Origin of the sequence: Hymenobacter terrestris, from assembly GCF_013377905.1 — a bacterium.
Taxonomy (GTDB): domain Bacteria; phylum Bacteroidota; class Bacteroidia; order Cytophagales; family Hymenobacteraceae; genus Hymenobacter; species Hymenobacter terrestris.
The window spans coordinates 50,232-76,499 of the sequence record NZ_JABKAV010000016.1 but is presented as its reverse complement, the minus strand read 5'-3'; the positions used below and the strand labels follow the sequence as shown (position 1 = coordinate 76,499).

General features: G+C 59.5%; 20 protein-coding genes. 4 read left to right on the top strand and 16 right to left on the bottom strand.

Annotation, left to right across the window (positions count from 1 at the left end):
* Positions 1 to 234: 234 nt before the first annotated feature.
* From HW556_RS08010 to HW556_RS07995, 4 genes are all read right to left on the bottom strand, one after another.
* On the bottom strand, positions 235 to 825 hold the full coding sequence (locus tag HW556_RS08010; protein ID WP_176899504.1) for an inorganic diphosphatase: 591 nt from the start codon (positions 823 to 825) through the stop codon (positions 235 to 237).
* A 319-nt stretch (positions 826 to 1,144) separates the two neighbouring features.
* Positions 1,145 to 2,857, bottom strand: coding sequence for an alkaline phosphatase PafA (pafA, locus tag HW556_RS08005; protein WP_176899503.1), 1,713 nt, complete (start codon positions 2,855 to 2,857; stop codon positions 1,145 to 1,147).
* Positions 2,858 to 2,971: 114 nt separating this feature from the next.
* Positions 2,972 to 4,876, bottom strand: coding sequence for a cytochrome c peroxidase (locus tag HW556_RS08000; protein ID WP_176899501.1), 1,905 nt, complete (start codon positions 4,874 to 4,876; stop codon positions 2,972 to 2,974).
* 189 nt (positions 4,877 to 5,065) lie between these two features.
* Positions 5,066 to 6,553: a PhoX family protein gene (locus HW556_RS07995; RefSeq protein ID WP_176899500.1), complete on the bottom strand. Its 1,488-nt coding sequence runs from the start codon at positions 6,551 to 6,553 to the stop codon at positions 5,066 to 5,068.
* A gap of 187 nt (positions 6,554 to 6,740) precedes the next feature.
* Here HW556_RS07995 and HW556_RS07990 point away from each other — a divergent pair, with 187 nt between their 5' ends.
* Positions 6,741 to 7,469 (top strand): HAD family hydrolase, encoded by a 729-nt coding sequence (locus HW556_RS07990; protein ID WP_176899499.1) that lies wholly within the window; start codon positions 6,741 to 6,743, stop codon positions 7,467 to 7,469.
* A gap of 77 nt (positions 7,470 to 7,546) precedes the next feature.
* On the opposite strand, the gene atpG is transcribed toward HW556_RS07990, so the two are convergent.
* The 8 genes from atpG to HW556_RS07950 form a co-directional block, all read right to left on the bottom strand.
* The gene (gene atpG, locus HW556_RS07985; RefSeq protein ID WP_176899498.1) at positions 7,547 to 8,437 is read right to left on the bottom strand and encodes an ATP synthase F1 subunit gamma; all 891 of its coding nucleotides are present in this window, start codon (positions 8,435 to 8,437) and stop codon (positions 7,547 to 7,549) included.
* Positions 8,438 to 8,584: 147 nt separating this feature from the next.
* On the bottom strand, positions 8,585 to 10,165 hold the full coding sequence (gene atpA, locus HW556_RS07980; RefSeq protein ID WP_176899497.1) for a F0F1 ATP synthase subunit alpha: 1,581 nt from the start codon (positions 10,163 to 10,165) through the stop codon (positions 8,585 to 8,587).
* Positions 10,166 to 10,171: 6 nt separating this feature from the next.
* Positions 10,172 to 10,732 carry an ATP synthase F1 subunit delta gene (gene atpH / locus HW556_RS07975; protein WP_176899496.1) on the bottom strand — a complete coding sequence of 187 codons (561 nt, stop codon included), beginning with the start codon at positions 10,730 to 10,732 and terminating at the stop codon, positions 10,172 to 10,174.
* Between the two features lie 99 nt (positions 10,733 to 10,831).
* A complete protein-coding gene (locus HW556_RS07970; RefSeq protein WP_176899494.1) occupies positions 10,832 to 11,326 on the bottom strand; it encodes a F0F1 ATP synthase subunit B in 495 nt (164 codons plus the stop codon).
* A gap of 145 nt (positions 11,327 to 11,471) precedes the next feature.
* On the bottom strand, positions 11,472 to 11,732 hold the full coding sequence (gene atpE, locus HW556_RS07965) for an ATP synthase F0 subunit C (protein WP_088465749.1): 261 nt from the start codon (positions 11,730 to 11,732) through the stop codon (positions 11,472 to 11,474).
* Positions 11,733 to 11,793: 61 nt separating this feature from the next.
* Positions 11,794 to 12,846: a F0F1 ATP synthase subunit A gene (gene atpB / locus HW556_RS07960; RefSeq protein WP_176899493.1), complete on the bottom strand. Its 1,053-nt coding sequence runs from the start codon at positions 12,844 to 12,846 to the stop codon at positions 11,794 to 11,796.
* A 33-nt stretch (positions 12,847 to 12,879) separates the two neighbouring features.
* Positions 12,880 to 13,287 (bottom strand): hypothetical protein, encoded by a 408-nt coding sequence (locus tag HW556_RS07955; RefSeq protein ID WP_176899492.1) that lies wholly within the window; start codon positions 13,285 to 13,287, stop codon positions 12,880 to 12,882.
* A gap of 108 nt (positions 13,288 to 13,395) precedes the next feature.
* Positions 13,396 to 13,635: an AtpZ/AtpI family protein gene (locus HW556_RS07950; RefSeq protein ID WP_176899491.1), complete on the bottom strand. Its 240-nt coding sequence runs from the start codon at positions 13,633 to 13,635 to the stop codon at positions 13,396 to 13,398.
* A gap of 208 nt (positions 13,636 to 13,843) precedes the next feature.
* Between HW556_RS07950 and porW the strand changes: the two genes are divergently transcribed.
* The 3 genes from porW to uvrC all read left to right on the top strand — a co-directional run bounded on the left by porW (position 13,844) and on the right by uvrC (position 21,582).
* Positions 13,844 to 17,035: a type IX secretion system periplasmic lipoprotein PorW/SprE gene (gene porW, locus HW556_RS07945; RefSeq protein WP_176899490.1), complete on the top strand. Its 3,192-nt coding sequence runs from the start codon at positions 13,844 to 13,846 to the stop codon at positions 17,033 to 17,035.
* Between the two features lie 241 nt (positions 17,036 to 17,276).
* Positions 17,277 to 19,538, top strand: coding sequence for a transglycosylase domain-containing protein (locus HW556_RS07940; RefSeq protein ID WP_176899507.1), 2,262 nt, complete (start codon positions 17,277 to 17,279; stop codon positions 19,536 to 19,538).
* Between the two features lie 232 nt (positions 19,539 to 19,770).
* Entirely contained in the window at positions 19,771 to 21,582 is a 1,812-nt protein-coding gene (gene uvrC / locus HW556_RS07935; protein ID WP_176899489.1) for an excinuclease ABC subunit UvrC, read from the top strand.
* Between the two features lie 127 nt (positions 21,583 to 21,709).
* Here uvrC and porN read toward each other — a convergent pair whose 3' ends face one another.
* From porN to porK, 4 genes are all read right to left on the bottom strand, one after another.
* Complete coding sequence (gene porN, locus HW556_RS07930) at positions 21,710 to 22,576, bottom strand: type IX secretion system ring subunit PorN/GldN (protein WP_176899488.1); 867 nt, start codon at positions 22,574 to 22,576, stop codon at positions 21,710 to 21,712.
* Between the two features lie 100 nt (positions 22,577 to 22,676).
* Positions 22,677 to 24,257, bottom strand: a complete 1,581-nt coding sequence (gene porM / locus HW556_RS07925; RefSeq protein ID WP_176899487.1) for a type IX secretion system motor protein PorM/GldM — start codon at positions 24,255 to 24,257, stop codon at positions 22,677 to 22,679.
* Positions 24,258 to 24,312: 55 nt separating this feature from the next.
* Positions 24,313 to 25,122 (bottom strand): type IX secretion system motor protein PorL/GldL, encoded by an 810-nt coding sequence (porL, locus tag HW556_RS07920; protein WP_246289565.1) that lies wholly within the window; start codon positions 25,120 to 25,122, stop codon positions 24,313 to 24,315.
* 65 nt (positions 25,123 to 25,187) lie between these two features.
* The gene (gene porK, locus HW556_RS07915) at positions 25,188 to 26,198 is read right to left on the bottom strand and encodes a T9SS ring complex lipoprotein PorK/GldK (protein ID WP_176899486.1); all 1,011 of its coding nucleotides are present in this window, start codon (positions 26,196 to 26,198) and stop codon (positions 25,188 to 25,190) included.
* Between the last annotated feature and the right edge of the window lie 70 nt (positions 26,199 to 26,268).

The following is a 26,268-nucleotide window of genomic DNA, read 5'->3' as shown; positions in this document are numbered from 1 at the left end:
AAGGGGGGAGCGCGCACGGGCTACTGGACTCACGTAAAGCAACAAACAAAAAGAAAGGGGGGGGGGGGGGGGTGTGAGTGTGGAAAAAAAAGAAAGGAGAGGGGGGGGGGGGCGCCCCCCCCCCCCCCGCCTTAGAACGCCCCCATTGGCGGGTAAGGGACCAGCAGGGATTTTTTACAGGGGGGGGGGGGAACAACCCCCGCCCCTACATCGTGCTGGTTGCGCTTCTAGCTGCTAGCTTCTGTCTCCCAACTCTTCCTTGGCCAACACTGCCTCGTGGTCGTTGCCGTTGGGGAAGGTTTCGTTGTAAAGCTTGATGCTCTCGTCGATGATGCGGTAGGCCTCCTCGCGGGGCAAGAAGCGCTGCACCGTCACCGACTTGTGCTCCAGGGCCTTGTAGTCCTCGAAGAAGCGCTGCATCTCGCGCAGCGTGTGCGGCGGCAGGTCGTCGAGCTCGTTGTAATGATTTACCGAGATATCGTGGGCGGCAACGGCAATGATTTTGTCGTCTTCCTCGTCGCCGTCCACCATCTGCATCACGCCAATTACCTTGGCCTCTACCAGGCACATGGGCACAATTTCCACCGAGCACAGCACCAGAATATCCAGTGGGTCGTTGTCGTCGCAGTAGGTTTTGGGGATGAAGCCGTAGGCAGCCGGGTAATGCACGGCCGAGAACAGCACGCGGTCCAGTTTCAGCATGCCGCTGTCTTTGTCCAGCTCGTACTTGGCCTTCGAGCCTTTCGGGATTTCAATGATGCCGGTTACGGTTTGCGGAACGTTGTCGCCGCGGCTTACGTCGTGCCAGGGGTTGAATTTGGCCATTTTTGAGAACTATTAGCGTTTAGCTGCTAGCTGTTAGCTTGAAAGTGAATAAACAAAAGAAAGAGGCAGGCAGCGCCGGCCGGTCCGCAAATGCGGGCTGCAAAGGTAAGCAGTCGAAAGCCGAAGTCTAAACGAACGAAACTCCCTTTCGGGGCCACAATTTACGTCATTCAGAGCGCAGCGAAGAATCTCGCGTAAAGTCGTTGTGCTACTGCAGGACAATAAGAGTGAGCGAGACTCTTCGCTGCGCTCTGAATGACGTTTTATAGTAACCGGCCAACGAACGAAAGCTACCAGCTGTCAGCCAACAGCTCAAAAATCACCAGCCCAGCACCTCGCGCAACGGCTCGCCGGTGCTGGCGCTCGGCTCCTGGATGTGCAGCCAGCGCGCCAGCGTGGGCGCAATGTCGGTGATGTTGGCCCGCTCCGACGACTTGCCGGCCTTCACGCCCCAGCCCCAGAATACCAACGGCACGTGCGTGTCGTAGGCGCTGCCCGAGCCGTGGGTGGTGCCCCGGTTTACGGGGTAGGCGTACGATTCGAGCCAGCCGGGGGCCAGCACCACCAGCACGTCGCCGCTGCGCTTGGGGAAGTAGCCGTTTTCCAGGTTCATCAGCAGCCCGCTTTCCCAGTGCGACTTCTGCACGTCTTCGGCGGCCAGCGCGCGGGTTACGCCGGCAAACTCCAGCATCAGCCCGGCCGTCAGGCGCTGCACCTCGTAGAGGTCGAGCTTTTTCTGGGCGATGAGCGGGCGATTGAGGTACACCTGCTGGTTCTCATAGCTCAGCACCCACTTGCCAGGGCCCAGGCGACGCACCAGCTGTTGCTGCACCGAGTCGCGCATCAGGCGCGGGCCCACCGAGCCGGCCGGCAGCTTGTGTTCGAGCAGGAAGTTAGGCGAGTGGGCGGCGGCGTGGTCGGCGCTCAGGAACACCAGCGCCTGCCGCTTGCCCACCGTTTTGTCGAGGTAGTCGAAGAGGCGGGCCAGGTCCTGGTCGAGGCGCAGATAGGTGTCCTCGGCCTCAATCGAATTGGGCCCGAACTGGTGGCCGACGTAATCAGTCGAGCTGAAGGACAGGGCCAGGAAGTCGGTGGTGCCGCGCTGGCCCATCTGCTCGGCCTGTAGGGCGGCCAGGGCAAAGTCCAGGGTCAGTGAGTTGCCGAAGGGCGTGGAGCGGATGAGGTCGAGGTTGCGGACGGGGGCCGTTTTCTCGCCCGTGGCCTGCAGCGCGCCTTGCACGGCGGCCGGCAGCCGGGCGCTCAGGCGCGGCAGGTCGTGCGGAAACACCGGCCGCTCCTGCCCCCGGAACGGGGCCTCCCACTCCACATCGTCGGCGGTGCTTTCGGTGTACTGGGCAATGGGGAGCAGCGTGTTCCAGGGCGAGTCGAGGTACTTTAAGGCCCGGTTCTCGGCGTTGAAGGCGGTGGCCCAGGCCGGCAGCTGCTGCATATAGTGCGTGCTGCTGATAAAGGCCCCGTTGGTGCCGTCGTACCAGTAGGCGGCGTTGGCGGCGTGGCCGGCCGGCAGAATCGAGCCCCGGTCTTTGATGCACACGCCCAGCACCTTGCTCTCGAAATTGGTGGCCAGCCGCAGCTCATCGGTGATGGTGGTGGACAGCATGTGGGCCGGCGACTGTTGGCCGGCTTCCATAGAGCCGCCCACGGCCTGCACCTTCTTGTCTTCGGTGACGTAGGTGGCCTTGCCGGTTTCGCGCACCAGCCAGTTGTTGCCGATAATGCCGTGGCCCGAGGGCGTGGCCCCGGTATAGATGCTGGCGTGCCCCGGTCCGGTGTAGGTGGGCACGTAGTTGTAGTGGGTGTTCTCGTAGCTGAAGCCTTCGCCCAGCAGCCGCTTAAAGCCCCCCGAGCCGTACTTGCTCCAGTAGCGGTAAAGGTAGTCGTAGCGCATCTGGTCCACCACAATGCCCACTACCAGCTTCGGGCGTTCCAGGGTGGTGGCTTGCTTCTTCTTCTGGGCAAAGGCGGGCAGCGCCAGGGTGGCGGCCAGCAGTAGGGTCAGGCGTATTTTCAAGGCAGAGGTTGATAAGGCCGCCGCCCGAGGGCCGCAGATGGTTCAACAGGCAAAGGTAAACTATGGGGCCGGAGTTGCCAGCCCGGGCCATACGTTCGCACAGTATCCGACCGCTTAGTACCGGCCACCCACGGGGCGGGCATTGAGGTGGGCTAGCCCAGCCGAAAAGGCGGGCAAGCGGGCCGGGGCGGCCTGGTACAGGCCGGTAGTGTCGGTAAGCGCCTGCTCCAGGAAGGCCCGCAGGTCGGCCTTTTCGGCCCGGGTCAGGTGCAGTGGGTCAGCCGGCAGAGTTTGGTTAGGCACGGCCAGACCCTGGCCGGCCCCGCCGCCCTGGTCATAAAACTCAATTACATCGGCCAGCGTCCGGAATGTACCCTGGTGCATGTAAGGCGCAGTAAGGGCAATATTGCGTAGCGTGGGGGTTTTAAAAGCATGTTGCTGCCACTCGATGCCCGTGGCCCCGCCGCGGCCGGGGTCGGTATCGAGGCGGCGGCTATTGGGATGGGCGGGCGTACCCAGCACCTCATACTCGGTGCGCTCGAAGCCGGGCGGCACTGTACCATTGAGTAGAGGCAGAAAGTGGCAGGTGGCGCACTTGCCCTTGCCCAAAAACACCGCTGCCCCGCGCCGGGCAGTCGGACTCAGTGCCTGGCGCTGCCCCCGCATGTAGGCATCCAGCGGAGCTTGCAGGCGCACCAACGAGCGCACGTAGGCCGCCAGCGCAGCCTGCACTTCGGCCCCGGTTACGGCTCCGGCCGGGTCGCGGTCGAAAGCTTGGCCAAAGGCTTTCTGGTAGGCTGGGCTGCGGCCTAATAGCCCGGCAGCGGCAGTCGGCGAGCCATGCATCTCGGTCGGGTTGTGCAGCACGTCAGCGGCTTGGTCTTCGAGATAGAACAGCCGCCCGTCGTGGCGCTGGCCCCGCTGCAGGGCCGCGTTGAGCAGCGTAGGCGCGTTGCGGCCCACGGCTCCGGCCCCAGCAAAAGCCAGGCTTCGCGCCTGCCCATCGGTAAAGGCGCGGGCGGGCTGGTGGCAGCTGGCGCAACTGCGGCTTCCATTACCCGAGAGTACAGGGTCGAAAAACAGCAGCCGGCCCAGCGCTGCCCGCGCTGCTGGTACGGCCGCAGTGGTGGTTGGGGCAAAGGCCATCGGCTCGAAGGCATTGGGGGCAAACAACGAAGCCGCGTCGGGGCGTAGTGCCCGTACTTCGGCGAAGGGGGTAATGCCCAGGGCCTGCTGCGCTTCCCATAGCCGCTGGCTCAGCGGATTGGCGTAGGCCGCAATAAACTCCAGCCGGTCGAAAGCAGCGGCCTCGGGGTGGCGACGCAGGTAAGCCTGAGCGGCCCGTAGCAGGCTGTCGAGGCGGCCGGCCGGGTGGGCAGGCAGGCGGCCGCGGTAGGGCGCCACCGCGGCCGCCACGCCGGCCAGGGCCGCGGCGGTTTCGGGCACCAGCCCGGGCGAAGCTGGGGTGTCGAATCCCGTTACGCCCAGTGCAATCACCCGAAACACCTCCAGCCGGGCCGCGTCGAAGAGCTGACGGTCGGTGGGCGTGAGGCTCGCGGCGGTGTGGCGCAGGCCCAGCAGCGTACTGCGCACGAAGGCCAGCTGCTCCAGCACTTCGGTCCGCCGGGCCGGGCCGTAAGGATCGGGGTAGAAGTAGGTTTCGAGCACCTGCAGCCCTTCCGGGGCATGCAGGCGCTGCTGCTGGTCAAACTCTTCCACCTCGAAAAGAGCCGGGCCATTAAGGGCCTTGGCGGCCGAAGGGCTGTAGTACTCAGCCCATAGCTCCACCCGCTTCCAGGCCCGGCGGGCCGCCAGAAAAGCCGCCTGCTGCTCTTTCATTGGCCGGCTGGCGGCTACGTGCCGCGTCAGGCGCGCTACCGCCGAGTCGAGGCCGCCCAGGTGCTGCTGGTAGTCGCGCAGGGCCTGGTGGGTGGGCGTATCGGCCCGACGGCCCGGGCGCGCGGGGGCCCGGCAGCTCACCCACAGCAGCAGGCTGGCCGCCAGCACGAGCAGCAGCATTTGAGCAGAAAAGCGGTTGAAAGCGAACATGAATTATCGTTTCTTAATGGGTAGTTGGCAGTGACAAAACCCGCCAAAGGCCAAAGCGCCGCCCCTTGCAGGGGGCGACGCGGCTGACGATTCCACGCGTAATAATGCACCTGAACAGCCACTTATATAGCACCCTAGCAAAGCCGGCAAAGCGGCGAATTAGCGCGGCAGACCGCTCACGATGATAACCTGGCTGGCCTGGTCGTTGCCGTTGTTAGGCTTGGCCCCGCCATCCTTGTATTTCTGCGCCCGCCAAGTGTGGGGCTGAATGCAGAGGATAAACGTATCGGGGATATTGACTACGTCCGATACGTCGACGAGGGCACCGTATTCCCAGTCGCCCTTGTCCGAGAGTGCGGGGGTATAGCTGGCCCCGGTTACGTTGTACTTGTCCTTGTCGGGGGCGGTACGGCGGTGGTCCAGCTCCAGCACGGTTTTCAGGCCGCCGGTGGCAATATCGTACTGGTACACGTAGGCATCGTGCGTTTCGGGGCCGTAGCCGTTTGAATCCTCTTGCACGTACACGTAGCGGTTGGTTACGCAGATGTTGTCGGGGTTCTGAAACGCGCCGGCCTTGCCGTTGCGGTCGTCCCCATCGAGCACCACTTCCAATGTACCCACCAACGGGTTCTGCTCGCTGAGCACGAGGCGGTATACCCGGCCCCACATCGTGCGGCTCTGGTCGGCGTTGGCACCCGAGATGGCCTGGCCCGTTACGTTGAAATACACCTCGCGGCCGTTGACCCCGCCGCCCTTGCGGTAGTCCAGGTCCTCAACCCGGCCAAACTTAATGGCTTTCAATGGGTCGACCTGGGTCTGCATCTGAGCGCCGGTCAGGCTCTGGTAATTCGGAATAGCGGCAAATTCCACCTCGTATTTTTGGCCCACCACCATATCTTTCTCGCGCTGGTTGAGGTCTTTGCGCCGCAGCATGTACTGCTGGCCCCCGTCGAGGTCGCCCACGGTGTTGCTCACATACAGCGCCACCTGCCCGCCGCTGGCGTCGGAGGCATCTTCCCCCGTCAGGATGACTGTTTTACCGGCGTACGCGGTTTTGGGCAGGGGCACCGCGTTTTCGGCGCTCCAGTAGCCCAGCCCTTTAACAGGTTTGGGCGTGTTCTGGGTGTTGTTATCGGCGAAGGGCTGAATCAGGTGGGTCTGGGCATCGACGGCACTCTCGCCCGCGCTCAGAAAGTAGGGGCCAAAACCGTGCTCCTCGGGCGTTACAAGGGTAGCCGAACACAGCCGCCACCGGCCACCGTCGGAGTTCAGCATGTATTCGCCCCCAACGGGCCGGAGCGTTTCGTCGAAGCGCACTCGCGAAATGGCGCGGTTGTCTTCGTTGTTGACGAGCATGGTAAATCCCTTCCCGTCGGGGTTGCGCAGCAGCCCGGCCCCGTCGGCCGAGCCGCCGAACATAAAGTCGGGCGTAGCCGCGAACTGGTCGTCGGAGCCGACGAGCGAGTAGAGCTTCAGACTTTCGAAGCCGGACTGAGCCTTGGCCAGCACCGGTGTTGCCGAATAGTTATCAAGCTTCACAGCCGTTGTCTGGGCTACGTTAGGGGTGGTTTCGTCGGAACAGGCGGCCAGCCCGGTACTTAGGGCAAGCGCGATCAGGAGGCGGGTAGAAGTAGTGGTTTTCAACATATTCAGGCAGCAATTTGCCCCGGCAAAGGGGAGGTGGAAAGGATGCCCAAAAGTATCTCGCCGCTGTTACGGCAGGATAACCCCTGCATTACTAAGTCGTTTTATTACAGTTACCGCCACGTTAAGCTCCCCCGCGCCGGCCCCGCACCGCCACTTCTCCAAACGCCTCCATCAACCCCGCTCTCCCATGCCAACCTCCTCCACTCCCTACGCCCTCATCTTCGATATGGATGGCGTCATCATCGACAACACCGCCGCCCAGGCGCGGGCGTTTCAGCTGCTGTTCCGCGATTTGGGCCTGACCACCAACGCCCGCCGGCTGTTGCGCCGGCTGAACGGCATGCCGGCCGGCGACATCCTGCAGCACGTCTTCACCAACCCCGTACCCCAAAAGAAGCTGGAGGAGTACGCCGCCCAGCGCGAGCTGCTGTACCGGGTGCTGTACTGGAACAAGCGACAGGAGGTGGCGGGCCTGCGCGGGTTCCTGCAGGCGGCTCGCGCAGTCGGGTTCAAAATAGCCCTGGGCACCGGCTCCGGCGACGATACCATCGCCTACATCCTCGACCACCTCGACCTGCGCCAATACTTCGATGTGGTAGTAGGCAAAGACGACGTAGCCAAGGGCAAGCCCCACCCCGATACCTACACCACCACGGCCCGCAAGCTGGGCATCGAGCCCGCCCGGTGCGTGGTGTTCGAAGATGCGCTGCTGGGCGAGCAGGCTGCCTACCGCGCCGGCATGCGCTGCATAGCCGTAAGCACCACCCTCAAAGCCGCCGACTTCCAGGCCCCGCTCACCGTCATCCCCGACTTCACCCACATCACGCCCCAGCAGGTGCTGGCGCTGCTGGAGCAGCACCCCCAAGCCCCCAAACCCAGCAAGCAGCTGGCGAAACGGCAGTATATGCAGAGGTGAAACACACGCAAAACGGCCCGCCTCCTTGCGGAAGCGGGCCGTTAAACGAAGGTTGTCAACTAATAGCTGAAAGGGTACTACCGACTCGCAGCCAAAGCCTCGGCGCCACCTACGATTTCGAGAATCTCGGTGGTAATAGCCGCTTGACGAGTGCGGTTATAGGTCAGTTTGAGTTCCTTGAGCAACTCGCCGGCGTTGTCGGTAGCCTTGTCCATGGCCGTCATGCGGGCGCCGTGTTCCGAGGCGTTGCTTTCCAGCACCGCCTTGTACAGCTTAATCTTCAGCGACTGCGGAATCAGGGTCTGCATAATCTCCTGCTGCGAAGGCGCGAAGATGTAGTCCACGTTGCTGGTGGCCGCGTCGGAAACTGGCTGCTCGATGGGTACCAGGGGCAACAACTGCTCCACCCGAACCACCTGCGTGGCCACGTTGCGGAACTCGTTGTACACCATCACCACCTCGTCGTACTCGCCGCTACGGAAGCCGTCCATGGCCTGCTCGGCAGCCTGGCGCACGGTTTCAAACGAGAGCTGCCCGAACACGTGCTGGTAATCGCCCAGCAACGGTCCACGCTTCCCGAAGTACTCGTGCGCTTTCTTGCCGATGGCCATTACCGTCAGGCTGCGCGAAGCGGCCTGCTCGGCGTAGCGGCTGTTTACCAGCGCATTCGTGGCCTTGAACACGTTGCTGTTGAACGCGCCCGCCAGCCCCCGGTCGGAGGTGATGGCGATGATCAGCACGCGGCGTACGCCGCGCACGGCGGCGTACTCGCTCTGTAGCTCCTCGCCGACCAGGGCCGTGAGGTTGCCCAGAATGCCGTTGAGCCGCTGGGCATAGGGCCGCATACGCAGAATGTTGTCCTGGGCGCGCCGCAGCTTGGCCGCCGCCACCATCTTCATGGCCTTGGTGATCTGCTGCGTGCTCTGCACCGACGTAATGCGGTTACGGACTTCTTTTAGGTTAGCCATTACTTTGAGCTGTTAGCTATTAGCTGTTAGCTGTTAGCTCACCTGCTACCCTCCTTATTTGGGCGGCAAGAAGCATTTACCAGTAGCTGTCAGCGGCGCCTCCTGATCGGAAGCTAACCGCTAACAGCTACTGGCTAACAGCTTAAATTAAGCGGCGTACTGGGCCGACAGGTCTTTGGTTACCTGGCGGATGGCCCCGATGATGGTGTCATCGAGCTTGCCGGCCTTCAGGGCCGCCAGCTCGGGAGCGTGGCGGGTCTGCATGGTCTGGGTGAACTCCTTCTCGAACTCGCGCACCTTGTTCACGGGCACTTTGTCGAGCAGGCCGTTGGTGGCGGCGTAAATGATGGCCACCTGATCCTCCACCCGCTGGGGCGAGAACTGGGGCTGCTTCAGGATTTCGAGGTTACGACGGCCGCGCTCAATGGTGAGGCGGGTCGAGGCATCGAGGTCGGAGCCGAACTTGGCGAAGGCTTCCAGCTCGCGGAACTGGGCCTGGTCGAGCTTCAGCGTACCGGCCACCTTCTTCATCGACTTGATCTGGGCGTTACCACCCACGCGGCTCACCGAGATACCCACGTTAATAGCGGGACGCACACCGGAGTTGAACAGGTTGGTCTCGAGGAAGATCTGACCATCCGTAATCGAAATTACGTTGGTCGGGATGTACGCCGAAACGTCGCCGGCCTGAGTTTCGATGATGGGCAATGCCGTCAGCGAACCACCACCTTTCACCAAGTGCTTTATGCTCTCGGGCAGGTCGTTCATCGCCTGGGCAATCGTGTCGGAGGCGTTGATCTTAGCGGCGCGCTCCAACAGACGGCTGTGCAGGTAGAATACGTCGCCGGGGTATGCCTCACGTCCTGGAGGACGACGCAGCAACAGCGACACCTCGCGGTACGCCACAGCCTGCTTCGACAAGTCGTCGTACACTACCAGAGCCGGACGGCCCGTGTCGCGGAAGTACTCGCCGATGGCGGCACCGGTGAAGGGTGCGTAGAACTGCAGCGGCGCCGGGTCGGAAGCCGAAGCCGAAACCACCACGGTATAGTCCATTGCGCCGCCCTTGGTGAGCGACTGCACTACCTGGGCTACGGTCGAAGCTTTCTGGCCTACGGCTACGTAGATGCAGAAAACGGGCTCGCCACGCTCGAAGAACTCGCGCTGGTTGAGGATGGTGTCAATGGCCACGGCCGACTTACCCGTCTGCCGGTCACCGATGATCAGCTCGCGCTGGCCACGACCAATCGGAATCATCGCGTCAATCGACTTGATGCCGGTCTGCATGGGCTCGGTTACCGGCTGACGGTAGATTACACCGGGTGCCTTGCGCTCTAGGGGCATCTCGAAAGTCTCACCCTGGATAGGGCCACGACCGTCGATGGGCTGGCCCAGCGTGTTTACCACGCGGCCCACGATGCCCTCGCCCACTTTAATAGAGGCAATCTTATTGGTGCGGCGCACCGTGGCACCTTCCCGAATTTCGGAGTAGTCGCCGAGCATTACTGCACCAACGTTATCCTCTTCCAGGTTCAGCACCAGGGCCTGCAGGCCGTTTTCAAATTCGAGCAATTCCCCCGACTGGGCGTTGCCCAGGCCGTAGATGCGGGCTACACCGTCGCCAACCTGCAATACCGTGCCCACCTCTTCGAGTTCGGCTTCGGTTTTGAAGTTGGAGAGTTGCTCCCGCAGAATGGCGGATACTTCATCCGGACGTACGTCTGCCATGGTGGGTTATAGTTGGGGTTGGTAGGGATTCTTCGAGAATTCGGTGCGCAGCTTGCGCAACCGGTAGCTCACCGAGTCATCGATGAGCCGGTCGCCGATGCGGAGCACAAAGCCCCCAATCAGCGCTGGGTCAATTTTTTCCTGGAGCGTTACCCCGGGCATGCCCGCCTGCTCGCGTACGAGCTGGCTGAGCGACTCGCGCAGGGCGGGGTCGAGAGGCGTGGCCGTGGTTACCTGGGCCACCTGTACGCCCTTCTTCAGGTTGTACTGCTTGAGAAACTCGTCGCCGATGAAAACGAGCGAGTCTTCGCGGTTGTGCTGGGTTACGAGCGTGAAGAACTTCTCCGTCATGTTCGTAACCTTGCCGCCGAAAATAGCCTGCAGAATCGCCAGCTTCTTATCGTGCTTCACAATGGGGTTGCGCAGCAGCATCCGCAGGTCGCGGTTCTCGCCCAGCGTCTTGCTGAACAGGTCCATGTCCTGCTTCACCTGCTCCAGCTCACCCCGCTCCAGGGCCAAATCAATCAGCGACTTGGCGTAACGGGAAGCAACTCGTAGTTCAGACATATTATGTTAGCTGCAAGCAACAAGCGGCAAGCGGCAAGTTTTCCGCATTGCTTCCGTTTTAAAACAGAAGCCTGCAGCTTGCAGCTTACAGCCTGACGCTTAGTTAAGCTTTACTTCTTTCAGGTACGAATCGACAAGCTGCTGCTGGGCGGGCTGATCGGTCAGCTCGCGACGCAGGATGCGCTCGGCAATGTCGATGGAGAGCTGAGCGGCGGTGTTTTTCACCTCGGCCAGCGCGGCGTTTTTCTCGTTGCGGATGGCTTCGCGGGCCTGCTCAATCATGCGGGCACCTTCTTCGGTGGCCTTGGTTTTGGCCTGCTCGATGAACTGGTTCGACATGGTGGTGGCTTCCTTCAGAATCCGGTCGCGCTCCATGCGGGCTTCCGCCAACAGCTTTTCGTTGCCGGCCTGCAGTTGCTGCATTTCGAGCTTGGCCTGGTCGGCCATGCGCAGGGCACCTTCGATGGAGCTTTCGCGCTCCTTGAGGGAGCTGAGGATGGGCTTCCAGGCATACGCGCGCAACAGGAGCACCACGATGAGGAAAATCACCACCTGCCAGAAGATCAGGCCGAGGTCGGGCGTTACAATATTCATGGGAAGTAATCAGTAAGGAGTACTTAAGACTCTGAAATCCGGAAGGGCCACCGTGGGTGCCGGCTCCGGAAAAGCCAAAACAGCCCGCTACGCTATGCGCTAAAGCGCCCTAGCGCAGCGGGCTGCTCTGGTATTACTTCTTTCCTTAGAGCTTGAAGGAAATCAGCAAGCAGACTACTACGGCGAACAGAGCCAGACCTTCAATCAGAGCGGCAACGATCAGCATAGCCGTCTGGATTTTGCCCGACGCTTCTGGCTGACGGCCGATGGCTTCCATAGCCTGACCACCGATACGACCAATGCCCAGACCGGCACCCAGAGCAACCAGACCAGCACCGATAGCGGCACCGAATACAGCCAGACCAGTAGAGTTAGCAATGGCCTGCAACAACAGAGAAAGAAGCATAAAAAAGAATTTGGGGAAGTGAAAAACGGAAAAAATTCAGAGGAAAAAACAGAAGGCGAACTTAGTGAGCCTTAGCCGGCGCAGCACCGTCGCCGCCACCCATCTGGTAGTCAGCATCGTGGTGGTCTTCTACGGCACCGCCGATGTACATGGCGGTTAGGAGCGTAAAGATATAGGCCTGCAGAATGGCAACCAGCAGTTCAAGAAAGAAGATGAACAGACCGAAAGCCAGCGACACGGGTGCAATACCGATGTTGCGGAAGATGAAGATGAGCGAAATGAAGCTCAGGGTTACAATGTGACCGGCCGTGATGTTGGCAAACAGCCGGACCATCAGCGAGAAGGGCTTTACCACGATGCCGATGAGCTCGACTGGAATCATGATGGGCAGCAGGGCCTTGGGCACACCGGGCGTGGCGAAGATGTGGGCCCAGTAGTTTTTGTTGGAGCTGAACAGGGTGATGAGCAGCGTAATAACGGCCAGCGTGAGCGTCACGGCAATGTTGCCGGTGAGGTTGGCGCCGCCGGGCAGCAGGCCCAGCAGGTTGCTGAACCAGATGAAGAAGAACACGGTGAGTAGGTACGGCATGTAGCGCTCATACTTCGGGCCGATAGACTTCTTGGCTACCTCATCGCGAATGAAGATGATGAGGGGCTCAAAGAACGACTGCATCCCGCGGGGGGCCGCAGTGCCGCGCTTGGCATAGCCACGGGCTACGGTTATAAACACAATCAGCATCAGCACCGACGCAATCATCAGCGTGGCTACGTTTTTGGTAATGGAGAAGTCGTACACTTTGGCGCCGTCGGTCGAAATCAGGTGCTCGTGCTCGAGCTTCAGGCCCTCATGTACCTTGCCCTCGGCCAGCTCATGCGACGAAAACACCGACAGACCGCTGCCCGCCCGGTAGGCGATAACGGGGAGGTAGGTGGTCACATGGGTTTCGCCCATCGAGAACCAGTGCCACTCGTGCGAATCGCCGATGTGGTGCAGAATCATCTCGCCCGGGTTGAAGTTTTCGGACTCCGTTGCGTCGGCCGTAGTGGCTATCGGCTCGCTGGCACGGGCCGTCAGCGAAAGGAGGCAGAGGAGGGCAAAAAGTAAGCGCTTCATTCAGAGTGGCTTAGGGATTTACTCACAAAATCTTCATTTCGTAATTTCGCCCCGTTTTGAAAACGGGCGCAAGTTACTCAGAACGGCCCATACTTCAAACCCGGCGAAGAGAAAATACAATACGAAGAAGCTCCCGAGGAAGGCCCAGCGGGCATTTCCCTCCTGCCCGCCACCCCGTAAAAGGTACACCAGCACCAGTGTAAGCGACAAAAGCAGCCGGGCCACCATGGCTCCGAAATAGGCTACTATAAAGTTGTCGGCATCGGCCCGCAACAGCCGCTCGATCATCCGGTAGAGCACCAGCGTGAGCACGAAGAAGAAGGCAAACGTATACACCGTGAACGGGTGGATGACGCGTGGCCCAAACTCGCTGTAGAGCGCATATAGGACAAAGCCCACCAGCAGGCTGAACAGTAAGTAGGTTTTGAGAAAGGGTTTCATAGCGGCAATATGTGGGCGCATTATTGGCTGCCCCTGTCGAAAAACGTCATTGCAGAGCATGTGACGCTTTTCATCCTATTGAAAGTGGTCGGCTGGTTAACTCAACATTCATTCACCCTTGCTCACGGCCCGAATTACGTTGTACAGCGCCGCGAACAGGCCCAGCAGCATCAGACCCAGCGTAAACCAAGGCGTTTTGGTCTGGTAATGCTTGTCGAGCCAATAGCCGGCCCAGGTACTTAGGCCAATGGTAGCGGCCATCTGCACGCCAATACCCGAGTAGCGGGCCACAGCGCGCAGGCGGTCGGAACTGTTATTGGGGTCGTCGGACTTGATAGGGCTGGCCATAACCAATGGGGCAGTAGGATGGGGCGACAAAATTAGGGCTTAGCGCGTTAGCAACGTCTCAAAGCCCCTGCCGGCAACGTCCGGGCAGAAAGCCGTACTTTTACCCAGGTTGCGACGTTGCAGGAAAAACCCAAGCCCCCGAACGAATCGGTGGGTGGCGGGCGTTTTCCGTCCGTCCTTCTTTTCTGCCCCGAGCCTCTCTGCCGCCTTGACGACGACCCCGACGACCCTTCGCGCTGCTCTTTCCCGCCCCTTAGCAGCACTGGCGGCCACCGGGCTGCTGGCCACGCTCCTAGCTGGCTGTGCCGGCTCCGACCGCCGCTCGCTGGTGGGCCGCACCTACGACAACGTGGTGGCCCGCGACAACGCTTACTTCCTGGCCCGCGAGAAGATGCGGCAGGTGGAGGCCAAGCTTAATACGGAGCGCATAAACGATTACAACCGCGTACTGCCGCTGTTTCCGGTGATTGACCAGCCCACGGCCACGCGCCTGACGGCCGATATGGACGACATCATCAAAAAGGCCTCGATACCGGTGCAGTACCGCCCCGGCTCCGACTGGACCGACGACTCCTACCTGCTCATCGGGCAGGCCCGCTACTACAAGCGCGAGTTCGAGGATGCGGCTAAATCGTTCAAGTACGTTAACAGCACCGGCAAAGACCTGAACGCCCGCCACGAGGCGCTCGTCTGGCTTATGCGCACGTTCCTGGCCCTGGATGAGCTGGATAATGTGGCCGCCGTGTCGAACATCCTCGACAAAGAGGTCGGTACCGAGCGTAATGCGCGGGCCCTGTTTCTGACCCGCGCCGAGTACTACCAGCGGGTGAATGAGCCGCTGCTGGCCATTGAGAACCTCGAAAAGGCTATTCCTTATATTGAGGAGAAGAACGAGCAGTCGCGCACCCGTTATGTGCTGGCCCAGCTGTACCAGGCCCAGGGCGACGACAAAAAAGCATACGCCCAGCTCAACCAGATTCTGAAGAAAAACCCGCCGTACGAGCTGGATTTCTACAGCAAGTTGATGCTCGGGCAGGTGTCGGACCTGAACCTGAACGACCGTGCCCGGCTGGATAAGTACTTTGCCAAGCTGCTGAAAGACCCCAACAACAAGGAGTACACCGACAAGATCTACTACGAGATGGGTCGGTTCGAGTACCGGCAGCAGCGCTTCCCAGCGGCTTTGGCGCTGCTCGAAAAGTCGGTGCGCGTACCCAAGGGCAACCCAGCGCAGAAGGCGTATACCCACCTGCTGCAGGGCCGCATCTATTACGAAAACCTGCAGCGCTACCGGCTGGCCGCGGCCTACTACGACAGCACGGTGCAGGCCATGCCCAAAGAAAACCCCACCTACGAAGCCGTGGCCGAACGAGCCGGGATTCTGAAGGATTTTGCTACGCAGCTCACTATCGTAGAAACCCAGGATAGCCTGCAGGCGTTGGCCCGCCTCGGCCCCGACGAGCTGACGGCCCGCCTGACGACCTACGCCGAGGCCGAGCTAGCCGAACGCCAGCGCCAGGCCGACCTGCTGGCCGCCCGCCAGGCCAAGGAGCTGGAGCGCCAGCAGGCCCTGCAGCAAACCGCCGTGGGCCTGGCTCCGGGTCGCGACCTGCAACCCAACATCAACTCCGAAGATTTTCTGGCGAGCAACACTGGGGGTAAGTGGTACTTCGATAATCCAACGGCCCTGAGTACGGCCCGTGGCGACTTTATCAGGCGCTGGGGCGACCGACCGCTACAGGACAACTGGCGCACCGTAACGCAGGCCAGCAGCTCGCCCGTAACGCCACAGGGGGGTAATGTGCCCGTAAGCATTGCCGGCAACAGCAGCACCGCCGTGAATGGCACGGGGTTGAACCCGGGCGGACCCGGAAGCACTACCGAGCCCGCCGCCGACCCGCAGGCCCAGTTGCGCGACCTGGTAAGCCAGTACCGGCAGAACGTGCCGCTGACGCCCGCATTGCTGACTGCCTCCGACGACCAGACTCAGGAGGCGCTGTACCAGTTGGGCGGCATCTATAACCAGCAGCTACGCGAGCCCGAAAGGGCCGTGGAAACCTACGAAACCCAATTGCGGCGCTATCCGCAGGGCCCGCACACGCCCGAAACACTTTACATTCTGTACCTGATAAAAAAGGAGGGCGACGCCACCCAGGCCGAGCAGTACGCGGCGCGGCTGCGGCAGGCCTACCCCAACTCGTCGTATGCCCGCCTGGTGGCCGACCCCGACTACCTGCGGCGCACCTCGGTGGCCAACGCCAAGGTGGCGGTGCTGGTCGATTCGGCTTTTGCGGCCTACAAACGGCAGGATTTCAAGAAGGCCGGCACTACGCTGGACCAAGCCAGGAAGGAGTACCCCGAAACCGACCTCAACGACCAGGTCGCCTACCTGGGGGCGCTATTGAGCGTACGCACTCAGCCGCCGCCCACCGCCAGGGCCGCAGTGGAGAAGTTCTACAAGGACTACCCCCAAAGCCCGCTGGCCGCCAAAGCCGCCACCCTACTCGAAACGTACCAGAAATACGAACAAGGCCAGATTGCCGGCGCCATGGCCAGCACCACCGAGCCGGGTAAGTCAGAGTTCCGGCCCGGCGAGATTGAGCCCCGTTCGGTGCGCCGCTTCCGCCCCGAACCCAGCCCGCAGGCGTTGCTGCCCGCTCCCGTAACTCCGGCTCCGGGGGCCACGCCTACTGGTCGTAACACAGGTGCCCCGGCTGGCACTACCACTCCGTCTTCAGCTACCCAGCCCACACAGCCAGTCCCGACATCAACCGAAACGCCGGTTCCGGCCGAGCCGGTCCCCCCAACTCCACTTACGCCGGCAGAGGAGGCCGTTGCCGCCCGTAGGGCCGCGGCCCAAGCCCGCGCCCGGGGCCGGAAAGTACCCGCCGCACCAAAGAAGACAGCCGAGCCAACTACTCCCGTAGAACCAGCGCCTGTAGTGCCTGCTACTACACCGGCCACCAGCCCCGTCCCCTCTCCCGTAGTCCCGCCTGCTGCTACGCCGCCCCCGGCACCTGCGGCTCCGGTTTCGCCCTACAAAGTCGATTTAGCGGCTGGCCACTCGGTGGTTATCGTACTGGCCAAAGACGCTCCCCAGCTGACCGACATGGCCGCCCAGCTAACGGCTTACAACAGCCGCTTCTACAAATCGAGCAGCCTGCAGGTGCGCCGCCAGGCCCTGAACGCCACTGAAGAAGCTGTTATAGTAGAGGGCCTGGACAACGCCAAGCTGGCCCAGAGCTACGCTCTAAAACTACGCGGACCACAGTCGCCGCTGAGCAAGCTGCGTGGCGCGGGTTACCAAACCCTCGTTGTAGGTATTGATAACCTACCGGTGCTGCTACAGGAAGGAAAGCCTGCCGAATACCAGCGCTTCTACAACCAGAACTACCGCTAGCTCTGAGCTAATATTTGATAATCAGTAGGTAAGAACCGCTTACGGTGCTTCAGGTGAAACCGGCTTGTAGTCTGCCCTGGTTATTGCACCTGCTTTCCTTGCTCCGGAAGTCAGTTCGAGCTTACCAAGTACCCATCACCAATTGAAATCCATGGCTTCTTCTGCCACCAAAAAAACTGCTGCTTCCCGTCCTAAACCTAACCGCCCGGGGCGCTTTACCGGATGGGCCCGCTCATTCTGGATGCTATTCGGGCTCGGACTGATTGGGCTGGTGTTCTACGTGTGGGCCGTCAGTGCGAACTTCCTGAACCTGTTCGGGCGCATGCCCAACCTGAAGTCGCTGGAGAACCCACGCAGCGAGTTGGCTTCGGAAATATACTCGGCCGACAACGTGCTGATGGGCAAATATTTCCGCGAAAACCGCACGCCCGCCGAGTACGAAGACCTGCCCCAGCATCTGGTAGACGCTCTGATTGCTACCGAAGATGCCCGGTTCGAGGAGCATTCGGGTATTGATGCCAAGGCCACCGGCCGGGTGGCGGCCGGCCTGCTGACCGGCGGTAGCGGCGGCGGCGGCTCTACGCTCACCCAGCAGCTGGCGAAGGTGCTGTTCCGCACCCGCGACGACCTCAATGACGGCCTACTCAACGATGTGCCGGGCGTGCGCATGCTGGTTACCAAAACCAAGGAGTGGATTCTGGCCATCCGGCTGGAGCGCAGCTACACCAAGCGCGAAATTCTGCGCATGTACCTCAATACCAACGACTACGGCTCCAATGCTTTCGGCATAAACACGGCGGCTAAAACGTTTTTTGGCAAGCAACCCATGCAGCTGACGCGGCCTGAGGCCGCCACACTGGTGGGCGTACTCAATGCGCCTACGCGCTTTAGCCCCAAGTTCAATCCCGACCGCTCGCGCGCCCGCCGCAACTGGGTGCTGCGCCAGATGAATAAGTACGGCTACGTTGACGACCAGCAGTTGCGGGCCGACACGCTGCAGCCTATGAAACTCGACTACCAGGTAGAAAACCAGAACGAGGGTATTGCGCCCTATTTCCGGGTGGAGGTGAGCAAAGAGCTGCGCCAGTGGGCCAAGGAAACCGACCACGACCTGTACTCCGATGGCCTGAAAATATACACCACCATCGACTCGCGGATGCAGAAGTATGCCGAGTCGGCCGTGGCGGAGCACATGAAGCTACAGCAGAAGTGGTTTGAGCAGCAGTGGAAGGGCCAGCAACCCTGGCGCGACGAAAGTGGCCGCGTGATTCCGGGCTTTCTGGCTACCTCCATCAAGCGTACCGGCCGATACCGCTCGCTGCAGGGGCGCTTCCCTGACCAGCCCGACTCGGTGAAGTACTACTTAAACAAGAAGTACCCGATGAAGGTCTTCAACTGGAACAGTCCCAACAATGAGAAAGAGGTGACGATGTCGCCGATGGACTCGCTGGCCTACTACAAGCGGCTGATGCGGGCGGGCTTCATCGCCATCAATCCGCTTAATGGCCGCGTTAAGGCCTGGGTAGGCGGCGTCAACTACAAGTATATCAAGTACGACCACGTGCGCCAGGGCAAACGCCAGCCGGGCTCCACGTTCAAGCCGTTCGTATATGTGGCCGCCATCGACCAGGGCTACTCGCCCTGCTACCAGCGGCCCGACGTAGCGGTTACCTTCCCCGCTGTTGCCGGCCGGGCCTCCTACACGCCCCGCAACTTCGAGGGGTCGTACTCGGGCCGCACTTTCACGCTCCGGGAAGCCATGGCGCGTTCTATGAACTCGATTACGGCCTGGGTGGTACAGAAGCTGGGCCCCGAAACAGTGGTCAGCTACGCCAAGCGCCTGGGCATTACCTCGCCCATCGAGGCGGTGCCGGCCGTGGGCTTCGGCTCGTCCGATGTAAGCGTGTACGAGATGGTGGGCGCCTACAGCACGTTCGTCAACAAAGGCATCTGGACTTCGCCGGTGATGGTAACGCGCATCGAGGACAAGAACGGTAATGTGCTGCGCGAATTCGTGCCCCAAACCCGCGAGGCCTTGAGCGAAGAAACGGCCTACCTGATGACCTATATGCTGCGCGGCGCTACCGAGGAGCGCGGCGGCACCAGCATCATCCTCAAAACCGGCTTCAAGTTTCCGTATGAGATGGGCGGTAAAACCGGCACCACCAACAACTACTCCGACGGCTGGTTTATGGGCCTCACGCCCGATCTGGTGTGCGGCATGTGGGTGGGCGGTGAAGACCGCAGCATTCACTTCCGCAACGGCTTTTACGGCCAGGGTTCGCGCATGGCCTTACCCATTTATGGCCTGTTCATGAAGAAGGTGTACGCCGACAAGAGCCTCGACATCAACACCGGCGCCTTCCCCAAGCCCGCCAATCTCACCATCGAAACGGATTGCTCGCGCTATTACGGCGGCCCCGGCGGCCAGCGCGACACCATCCCGAGCAGCGAGAAGCTTAACCAAGTGAAGATGGAAGACTTGAGCGGCGAGGACATCTAGCCTCGCGGATGGTCGCTGGCTTTCTGCTCAATGCACTGACTTTTATGAAATGTGGCCGGGACATCTCGGCCACATTTTTTGTTGGTCGTTTGGTGCAACTTACCTGAAGCTACCAGCGGCTTTCCTCATTCGCGCATCTTCTGCCGAGCCGCAAGCGTAGCTTTATATTGTTCTGTGCTTCTACCAAGAACCTGCGTAATCAGCTGAAAAATCAGCGAAACTCTGTGATGTTATGGCCGCCTCTCCCGAGCTGCAAGACCAAATTCGCCAACTCCCGCACCGTCCGGGGGTGTACAAGTACTTTGGCGACGAAGACACAATTATCTACGTGGGCAAGGCCATTGACCTGCGCAAGCGAGTCAGCAGCTACTTCACCAAACAAGACCACAACAAGAAAACCCAGCAGCTGGTCAAGAACATCCGACGCATCGAATTCACGATTGTAGACTCGGAATCGGATGCGTTTCTGCTCGAAAACAACCTCATCAAGCAGCACCAGCCCAAGTACAACATCCTGCTCAAAGACGGCAAGACCTACCCTTATCTGCTGCTGACCAACGAGCGGTTTCCGCGTCTGATACCCACCCGCACCAAGCGCCCCGGCGACGGCCACTACTACGGCCCCTACGCCAACGTGACGGGCATGAACCTGCTGCTGGAGCTGATGCGGGCGCTGTACCCGTTGCGTACCTGCACTTATAACCTCTCGGAGGCCAACATCGAGGCTGGCAAGTTCAAAGTGTGTTTGGAGTACCACATCGGTAACTGCAAAGGCCCCTGCGTGGGCAACCAGGATGAGGAAACGTACAACCAGTACATCCAGCAAATCCGGCAGATTCTCAACGGCGACCTGCGCCTACCCAAGCAATACTTCCGCGAGCGGATGGCGCAGGCGGCTCAGGAGCAGCAGTACGAGCTGGCCCACCAATTTAAGGTGAAGCTTGACAAGCTCGACGAGTTCCAGAGCAAGAGCACCATCGTCAATGCCAACCTGACGAATATTGACGTGTTTGCTATTGCCTCGAACGAGAAGTCGGCCTTCATCAGCTACCTCAAGGTGATGAATGGCAGCATCGTGCTCACCCAGTCGGTAGAGGTACAGAAGAAGCTCGACGAGCCCGATGACGAGATTCTGGCCGTGCTGGTGATGCAGATGCGCGAGGAGTTCGAGAGTGAGTCGAAGGAAATCCTGACCAACGTAGCCTTACCGCCCTTGCCGCTGCCCGGTGTAGCAATAGCCCAGCCCCAGATTGGCGACAAGCGCAAGCTGCTGGAGCTAAGCCTCAAAAACGTGCTTTACCTGCGCAAGGAAAAGGAGAGCATGAACGACCGGAGCAAGGACCTCAATGAGGTGCGCATCATGGAAACTATCAAGAAGGATTTGCGCCTGACTGAGCTGCCCAAGCACATCGAATGCTTCGACAACTCCAACTTCCAGGGCGACAATCCGGTGGCCGCTATGGTGTGTTTTCGCAACGCTAGGCCCAGCAAAAAGGACTACCGGCACTACCATATCAAAACCGTTATCGGCCCCAACGACTTCGACTCGATGTACGAAGTGGTCACGCGCCGCTACCGCCGCCTCACCGACGAAGGATCCAGCCTACCCCAGCTCGTCATCGTCGATGGTGGTAAGGGCCAGCTCAGCATGGCCGTCAAAGCCATTAAGGACCTCGGCCTATGGGGTCAAATGGCCGTAATCGGTATCGCCAAGCGCCTCGAAGAAATCTATGTACCCAACGATCCGCTGCCACTCTATATCGATAAGAAGAGCGAGAGTTTGCGCTTATTCCAGCGCATGCGCGACGAGGCCCACCGCTTCGGCATCACCTTCCATCGCGACCGCCGCGACGCGGGCACCCTCAAAACTGAGCTCACCGACGTGAAAGGACTCGGCCCCGTCACCGCCGACAAACTCCTGCTCAAGTTCAAATCGGTCAAGAAAATCCGCGAGCTGTCTGAAGCCGAGTTGGTAACTGAAGTCGGCAAAGCTAAAGCCCGCATCTTGGTCGAATACTTCAGCCAAACCGACGCGGCTGTATAAGGAACATTAGTAAGTTAAAAAGCAACAGGCCCCGACCAAATTTGGTCGGGGCCTGTTGCTTTTTAACTGTTGTGCTTCTGGAAGGCGTCCGCGTCTGCGTCATCCTATCATCTGCAACACCTGTGATTTAGAAAGACCACAGGTTGTACTCGTATTCAATCAGGTCGGCGGCGGCTTGCTGCGAGGCGAGGATGCCCTGCTGCTGGCTGCCATAGATTTCGTCGAGGCGCGAGTCGGTCGGGTTCGACACCTTCACGATATAGGAGTTGAACAGCCACAGCTCGAATGCATCAGCCAGGTTCTTGTGCTGGGCATCGTTCTGGGGATTGAACCAGATAGCCTTATCGGGGTTGGCCCGGAACACGCGCACCAAGTCGCTGTACTTGAAGCTGGCAATCGGCTTCTCAATGCCCGCCGTATTGGCGCTTAGCGTAGAAGGTACCAGCAGAGTTATTGACTTGATGTCGTGATACATTCTCGACCGTTTCTTGTCGAAAATCATATCCTCCTTCAATTCCATCTGGTAGATATCCTTGGGACGATAACCATAGCTGGGGGCCGCGGCCGGAGCTGCATTGGCCGCACCTTTCTTAGCAGGAGCGCCCCAATCATCAGTTGATTCGTTGGAGAAGCCTGCAGCCTTTTCCTCCTCGCTGAGGCCAGCAGCAGCCTCCTGATACGACATGTTGCTTACTACCTCCGCTGAGGACAGCGTAGTGGTTAGCGAGTCGTTACGGTAGGCCTGCAGTTCGCCGCGTTTTACGGCATCGAGGATGATACCGCTAATTTCGCGGCCCTCGGAGAACATGGGCTTGTTCTGCTTCTCACGCAGATCAATTGCCCGCCAAATCGTTTTGCGGAACATAATGTCCGAACTCGGAATTGGACGGTACGAGCCGTTGCTGCTCGCGGTAGTAGCTTGTTCCTGCGCCGAAGCTGCCACCGACAGCATAAGACCAGCCGCCAGAGCGGCGAAAGAAAGGACCTTGTTCATACCAAAGTAGTTGAAAGGATTCGGGTAATAAGTAGTGGGTTCAAATAAAGCCGGGAGGGCCAATGCATCCTTCCCCACTACCCAATATCCATACCAACGTTTAGTTCAGCGGAATATTGAACACTTTGGACATTGGCACATCCTCAACGTTACCCTGGAAGTTCTGGCGCTGAACGCCCTTCACTTCGATGTAGAGTCGGTCACCCTCACGAGCAGCATTCACTACAGCTGTCAGATCAGCATTGGGGCCGCTTACGGGAATCATTGGGATGGCCGGACGCTTACCGCGAACCAGCGTTACCTCGTAGCGCGATACCCGGAATCGGGCGTCGTCGGGCAGGAAAGTAGCGAAGCTAGCATCTGGCACCGCCTTCAGGTTCATGTTGCGCACGGCCGTAATAGGCGTGCCCTGCTTTTCGTTAGCCGGACGACCGCCCACCCAGCACTGAATATCGGGCTTAGGAATGCGGCGCACCTCGAATTTCTGCGAGCCGATGGGGTTGCCACCGCTGCTTACGCTCAGCGTTACTTCGCTGGCGTTAGGCACCAGCGTTACTTCGCCTTTGGAAGCACCTTTAATGGTAGCTGCACCGGTAGCCGAGAAGCTCGGGTCATACTGGGCACCCAAAGCGGGTACGTTTACGCTCAGCTTGTTGCCGCACCGGAAATACAGCGCCTGCACCGAAGCCGACTGAATCTGCATTACCGGCTTGGTAACGGTGTAAGGCATCGTCACTTTGAAAGTGGTGTCGCGGCCGTTCTGCTTGAAACGGATAGTACCCGTCCAGCTGGCTTTGGCGTTGCCATCCTTATCAAAGTTGCCCGGACGAGCTGTGAACTCCACTTTGGCGCGGCCATCAGGGCCTACCGAAACTGGCGAGCCGTTGAGGGTCATACTAGGATTGAGGCCCGAGGCCGAAGCCGTCAGGAACAACTCGGCTTTGTACTTAGTGCCGGCCGCTACCGTGTTCGATTCAGCGCTGGCAAAAGCTCCGATTTTGTCGAATACGATGATGGTACCACCTACTCTATCTGACAGCACTTTTAGCGCGTCCGACTCGTATTTCAACACTTCAGCTTCCTTCTGCGACAGTACAGCCAAAGCGGCTACTACCGGCGTGTTTTCGAAGTTGAGCTGGGCGAAGTTTTTGTTCTTCTGCTTCTTTTCTACCACCATCGGATCCTGACCGGCGTCGAGGGCCAAGGGCGTAACGCCGGGAATGATGCCTTTGATGTAATCGGAGTACTTGTTCAGCTCTCCTTTCATCTTGTAGCCGACACCGTCCTTGTTGGCACCCAGCATCAGCTCGGCCACCTTGTCTTCGGCACTCATGTTGGCAAACTCGTTTTTGCCTTTGTTCTCCGTTTTAGTGAGGAGTTGGTCCCGCACCGAAGCCAAATAGGCAATGGTTTCTTTGGTACGCTCGCGCACTTCCTGGCTCTGCTTGAACACCGCCACATCTTTGGGCTGGTTTCGTGCTTTTTCTACCTGGGCCTGAATACCCTTTACCGTTCCGTCGTTCGCCTTCGATACCTTCCCGTTGATAGAGGAAAGGCTGTCGTCGAGGAATTTAAATTTTAACAGAATTGCTGAATCTACCTGCAAGGCCAGAAGCGCGGTGAGTACCAGGTACATCATCCCGATCATCTTCTGCCGTGGAGTTTCCTTTTCTCCCGCCATCTTGTATGCCTGTTGCTATACTATATGAGTGTTGACTTGCTATACCGGATGCGGCTTAGCTACCGGCCCGCATGGCGTTCAGCATGTTGCCGTACACGCGGTTGAGCGAACCCAAGTTGGAAGTCAGGTTAGTTACTTCGGTCTTGAACTGATCGGTTTCCTTGCCAGCTTCGGTCAGGTTCTGCATGGCCTGGGCCAGCGTTCCGTAGAACTGGTTCATGGACTTGAGGTGCGAGTTGGCATCCTGCAGTTCCATTTCGTACACGGCGTTGAGTGCACCCAGGTTCTTGGTTACGTTCTGCACCTGGAGTTGGTAGGCACCCGCATCGGCGGTGGCGTCGGCCATCGTGCTCATAGCATCGGCCGTCTTCGAATACGAATCGTTGATGCGTTCCAGTGACTGGGCAGCCGAGCGAACTTTGGTCGTGTATTCGTCGGTAGCGTTGGTAGCGTCGCCTAAGCCGGCAAGCTGCTGGGTGGTAGTGCTGAGGCGGTTCAGGCCCTGGCCCAGCGAATTGATGGCTTCGGGGGTTACATTCGCATCCTTCAGCATGTCGTCAAGCTTACGGGTCAGGCCCGTGCCGCCATTGTCCTGCTGCAGGAAGCTGGCGTTACCAGTGGAAGGGTCATATCCCTCACTCAGCTCAGGGTAAACCATTGACCAGTCAACTTCCTTGGACGTAGGCTGGAACGCACTCAGAAAGAAGATAACAGCCTCAGTGCCCAAACCCACGATGAGCATTTCGCTGGCACCATCCCAGTGCTGAATTTTGAATAGAGCTCCTACGATTACGACTGCTGCGCCGATACCGTAAATTTTGGGCATCAATACATCGTACAGGAAATTACCGCCTTTAGCTGCCATTTGATTGTGTTGTTGAAGAAGAAGTGGTGAGGTATAAAAGGAGTCTTAAAGAAAAGCTGACTGGCCTAACGGCTGCCACCCGAACCAATCTGGATCATGGCGGTGCGGAAACCGATATAAGAGCGGGCCGAATCCTGGTATTCGAAATTGCGGGTTCCCGTCTCCAGGAAATACGCAATGTCCTTCCACGAACCGCCACGCACTACTTTGCGGGGCTCGTTATCATCAGGGTTAGTCGGGTTCATATCCCATACCACTGGCACAGAAGCTTCCATATAGGCATCGTCGCACCACTCGCCTACGTTGCCCGACATATCATACAGGCCGAAATCGTTAGGGAAGAACGAGGCAACCGGAGCCGTGTAGGCATGTCCGTCGGAAGCATAGTCGCCGCGGCCAGGCTTGAAGTTGGCCAGCATGCAACCGTTGGAGTTCCGCATGTAAGGACCACCCCAAGGGTACGTGGCTAGGTCGCGGCCACCACGGGCGGCGTACTCCCACTCAGCCTCCGAAGGCAAACGGAAATTAGGATAAGGGGCCAGACCGGCTTCTTCGTTGGCCTGGTTTTTTAGCTTGGTACGCCAGTTACAGAAATACTTGGCCGCAAACCAGTCAACGCCTACTACGGGGTAGTCGTCGAAGGCCGGGTGCGTGTAGTAATACTCCATCAGCGGGTCACCCATGTGGTAAGTGAAGTCGCGCACCCATACCGTCGTATCGGGGTAGAGCTCGGTCATTACGTACTCCTCACCCAGCACGTCAATCGAGTCCTGCCGGATGGCATTCATGAACTGGCGATACTGGTTGTTGGTGATTTCCGTCTCATCCATGTAGAAGCCGGCAATAGTTACCTGCTTGTTCATGTTAACCATGGAGGCCGAAATGTCCTGGTCGGTCTGTCCCATGTGGAAAGTACCACCAGGGCAGGGAACCATGCCGTAGGGCACTTCCTGCGGGTTAAATTCTGGCCGGTCTTCTGCGCCCACCAAGTCGCCGGTAGGGCCTTTGCTGAAACCGCACCCGCCCAACAGCAGAGCCGAGAAAGCGACAAGGGGCAGGATGAAAAACTTATTCATTATGAAAAGTAAAAAGACGACCGAGGGGGATAACCAAAGATTACAATTTTTCGGGCTGGCAAATCTAGTG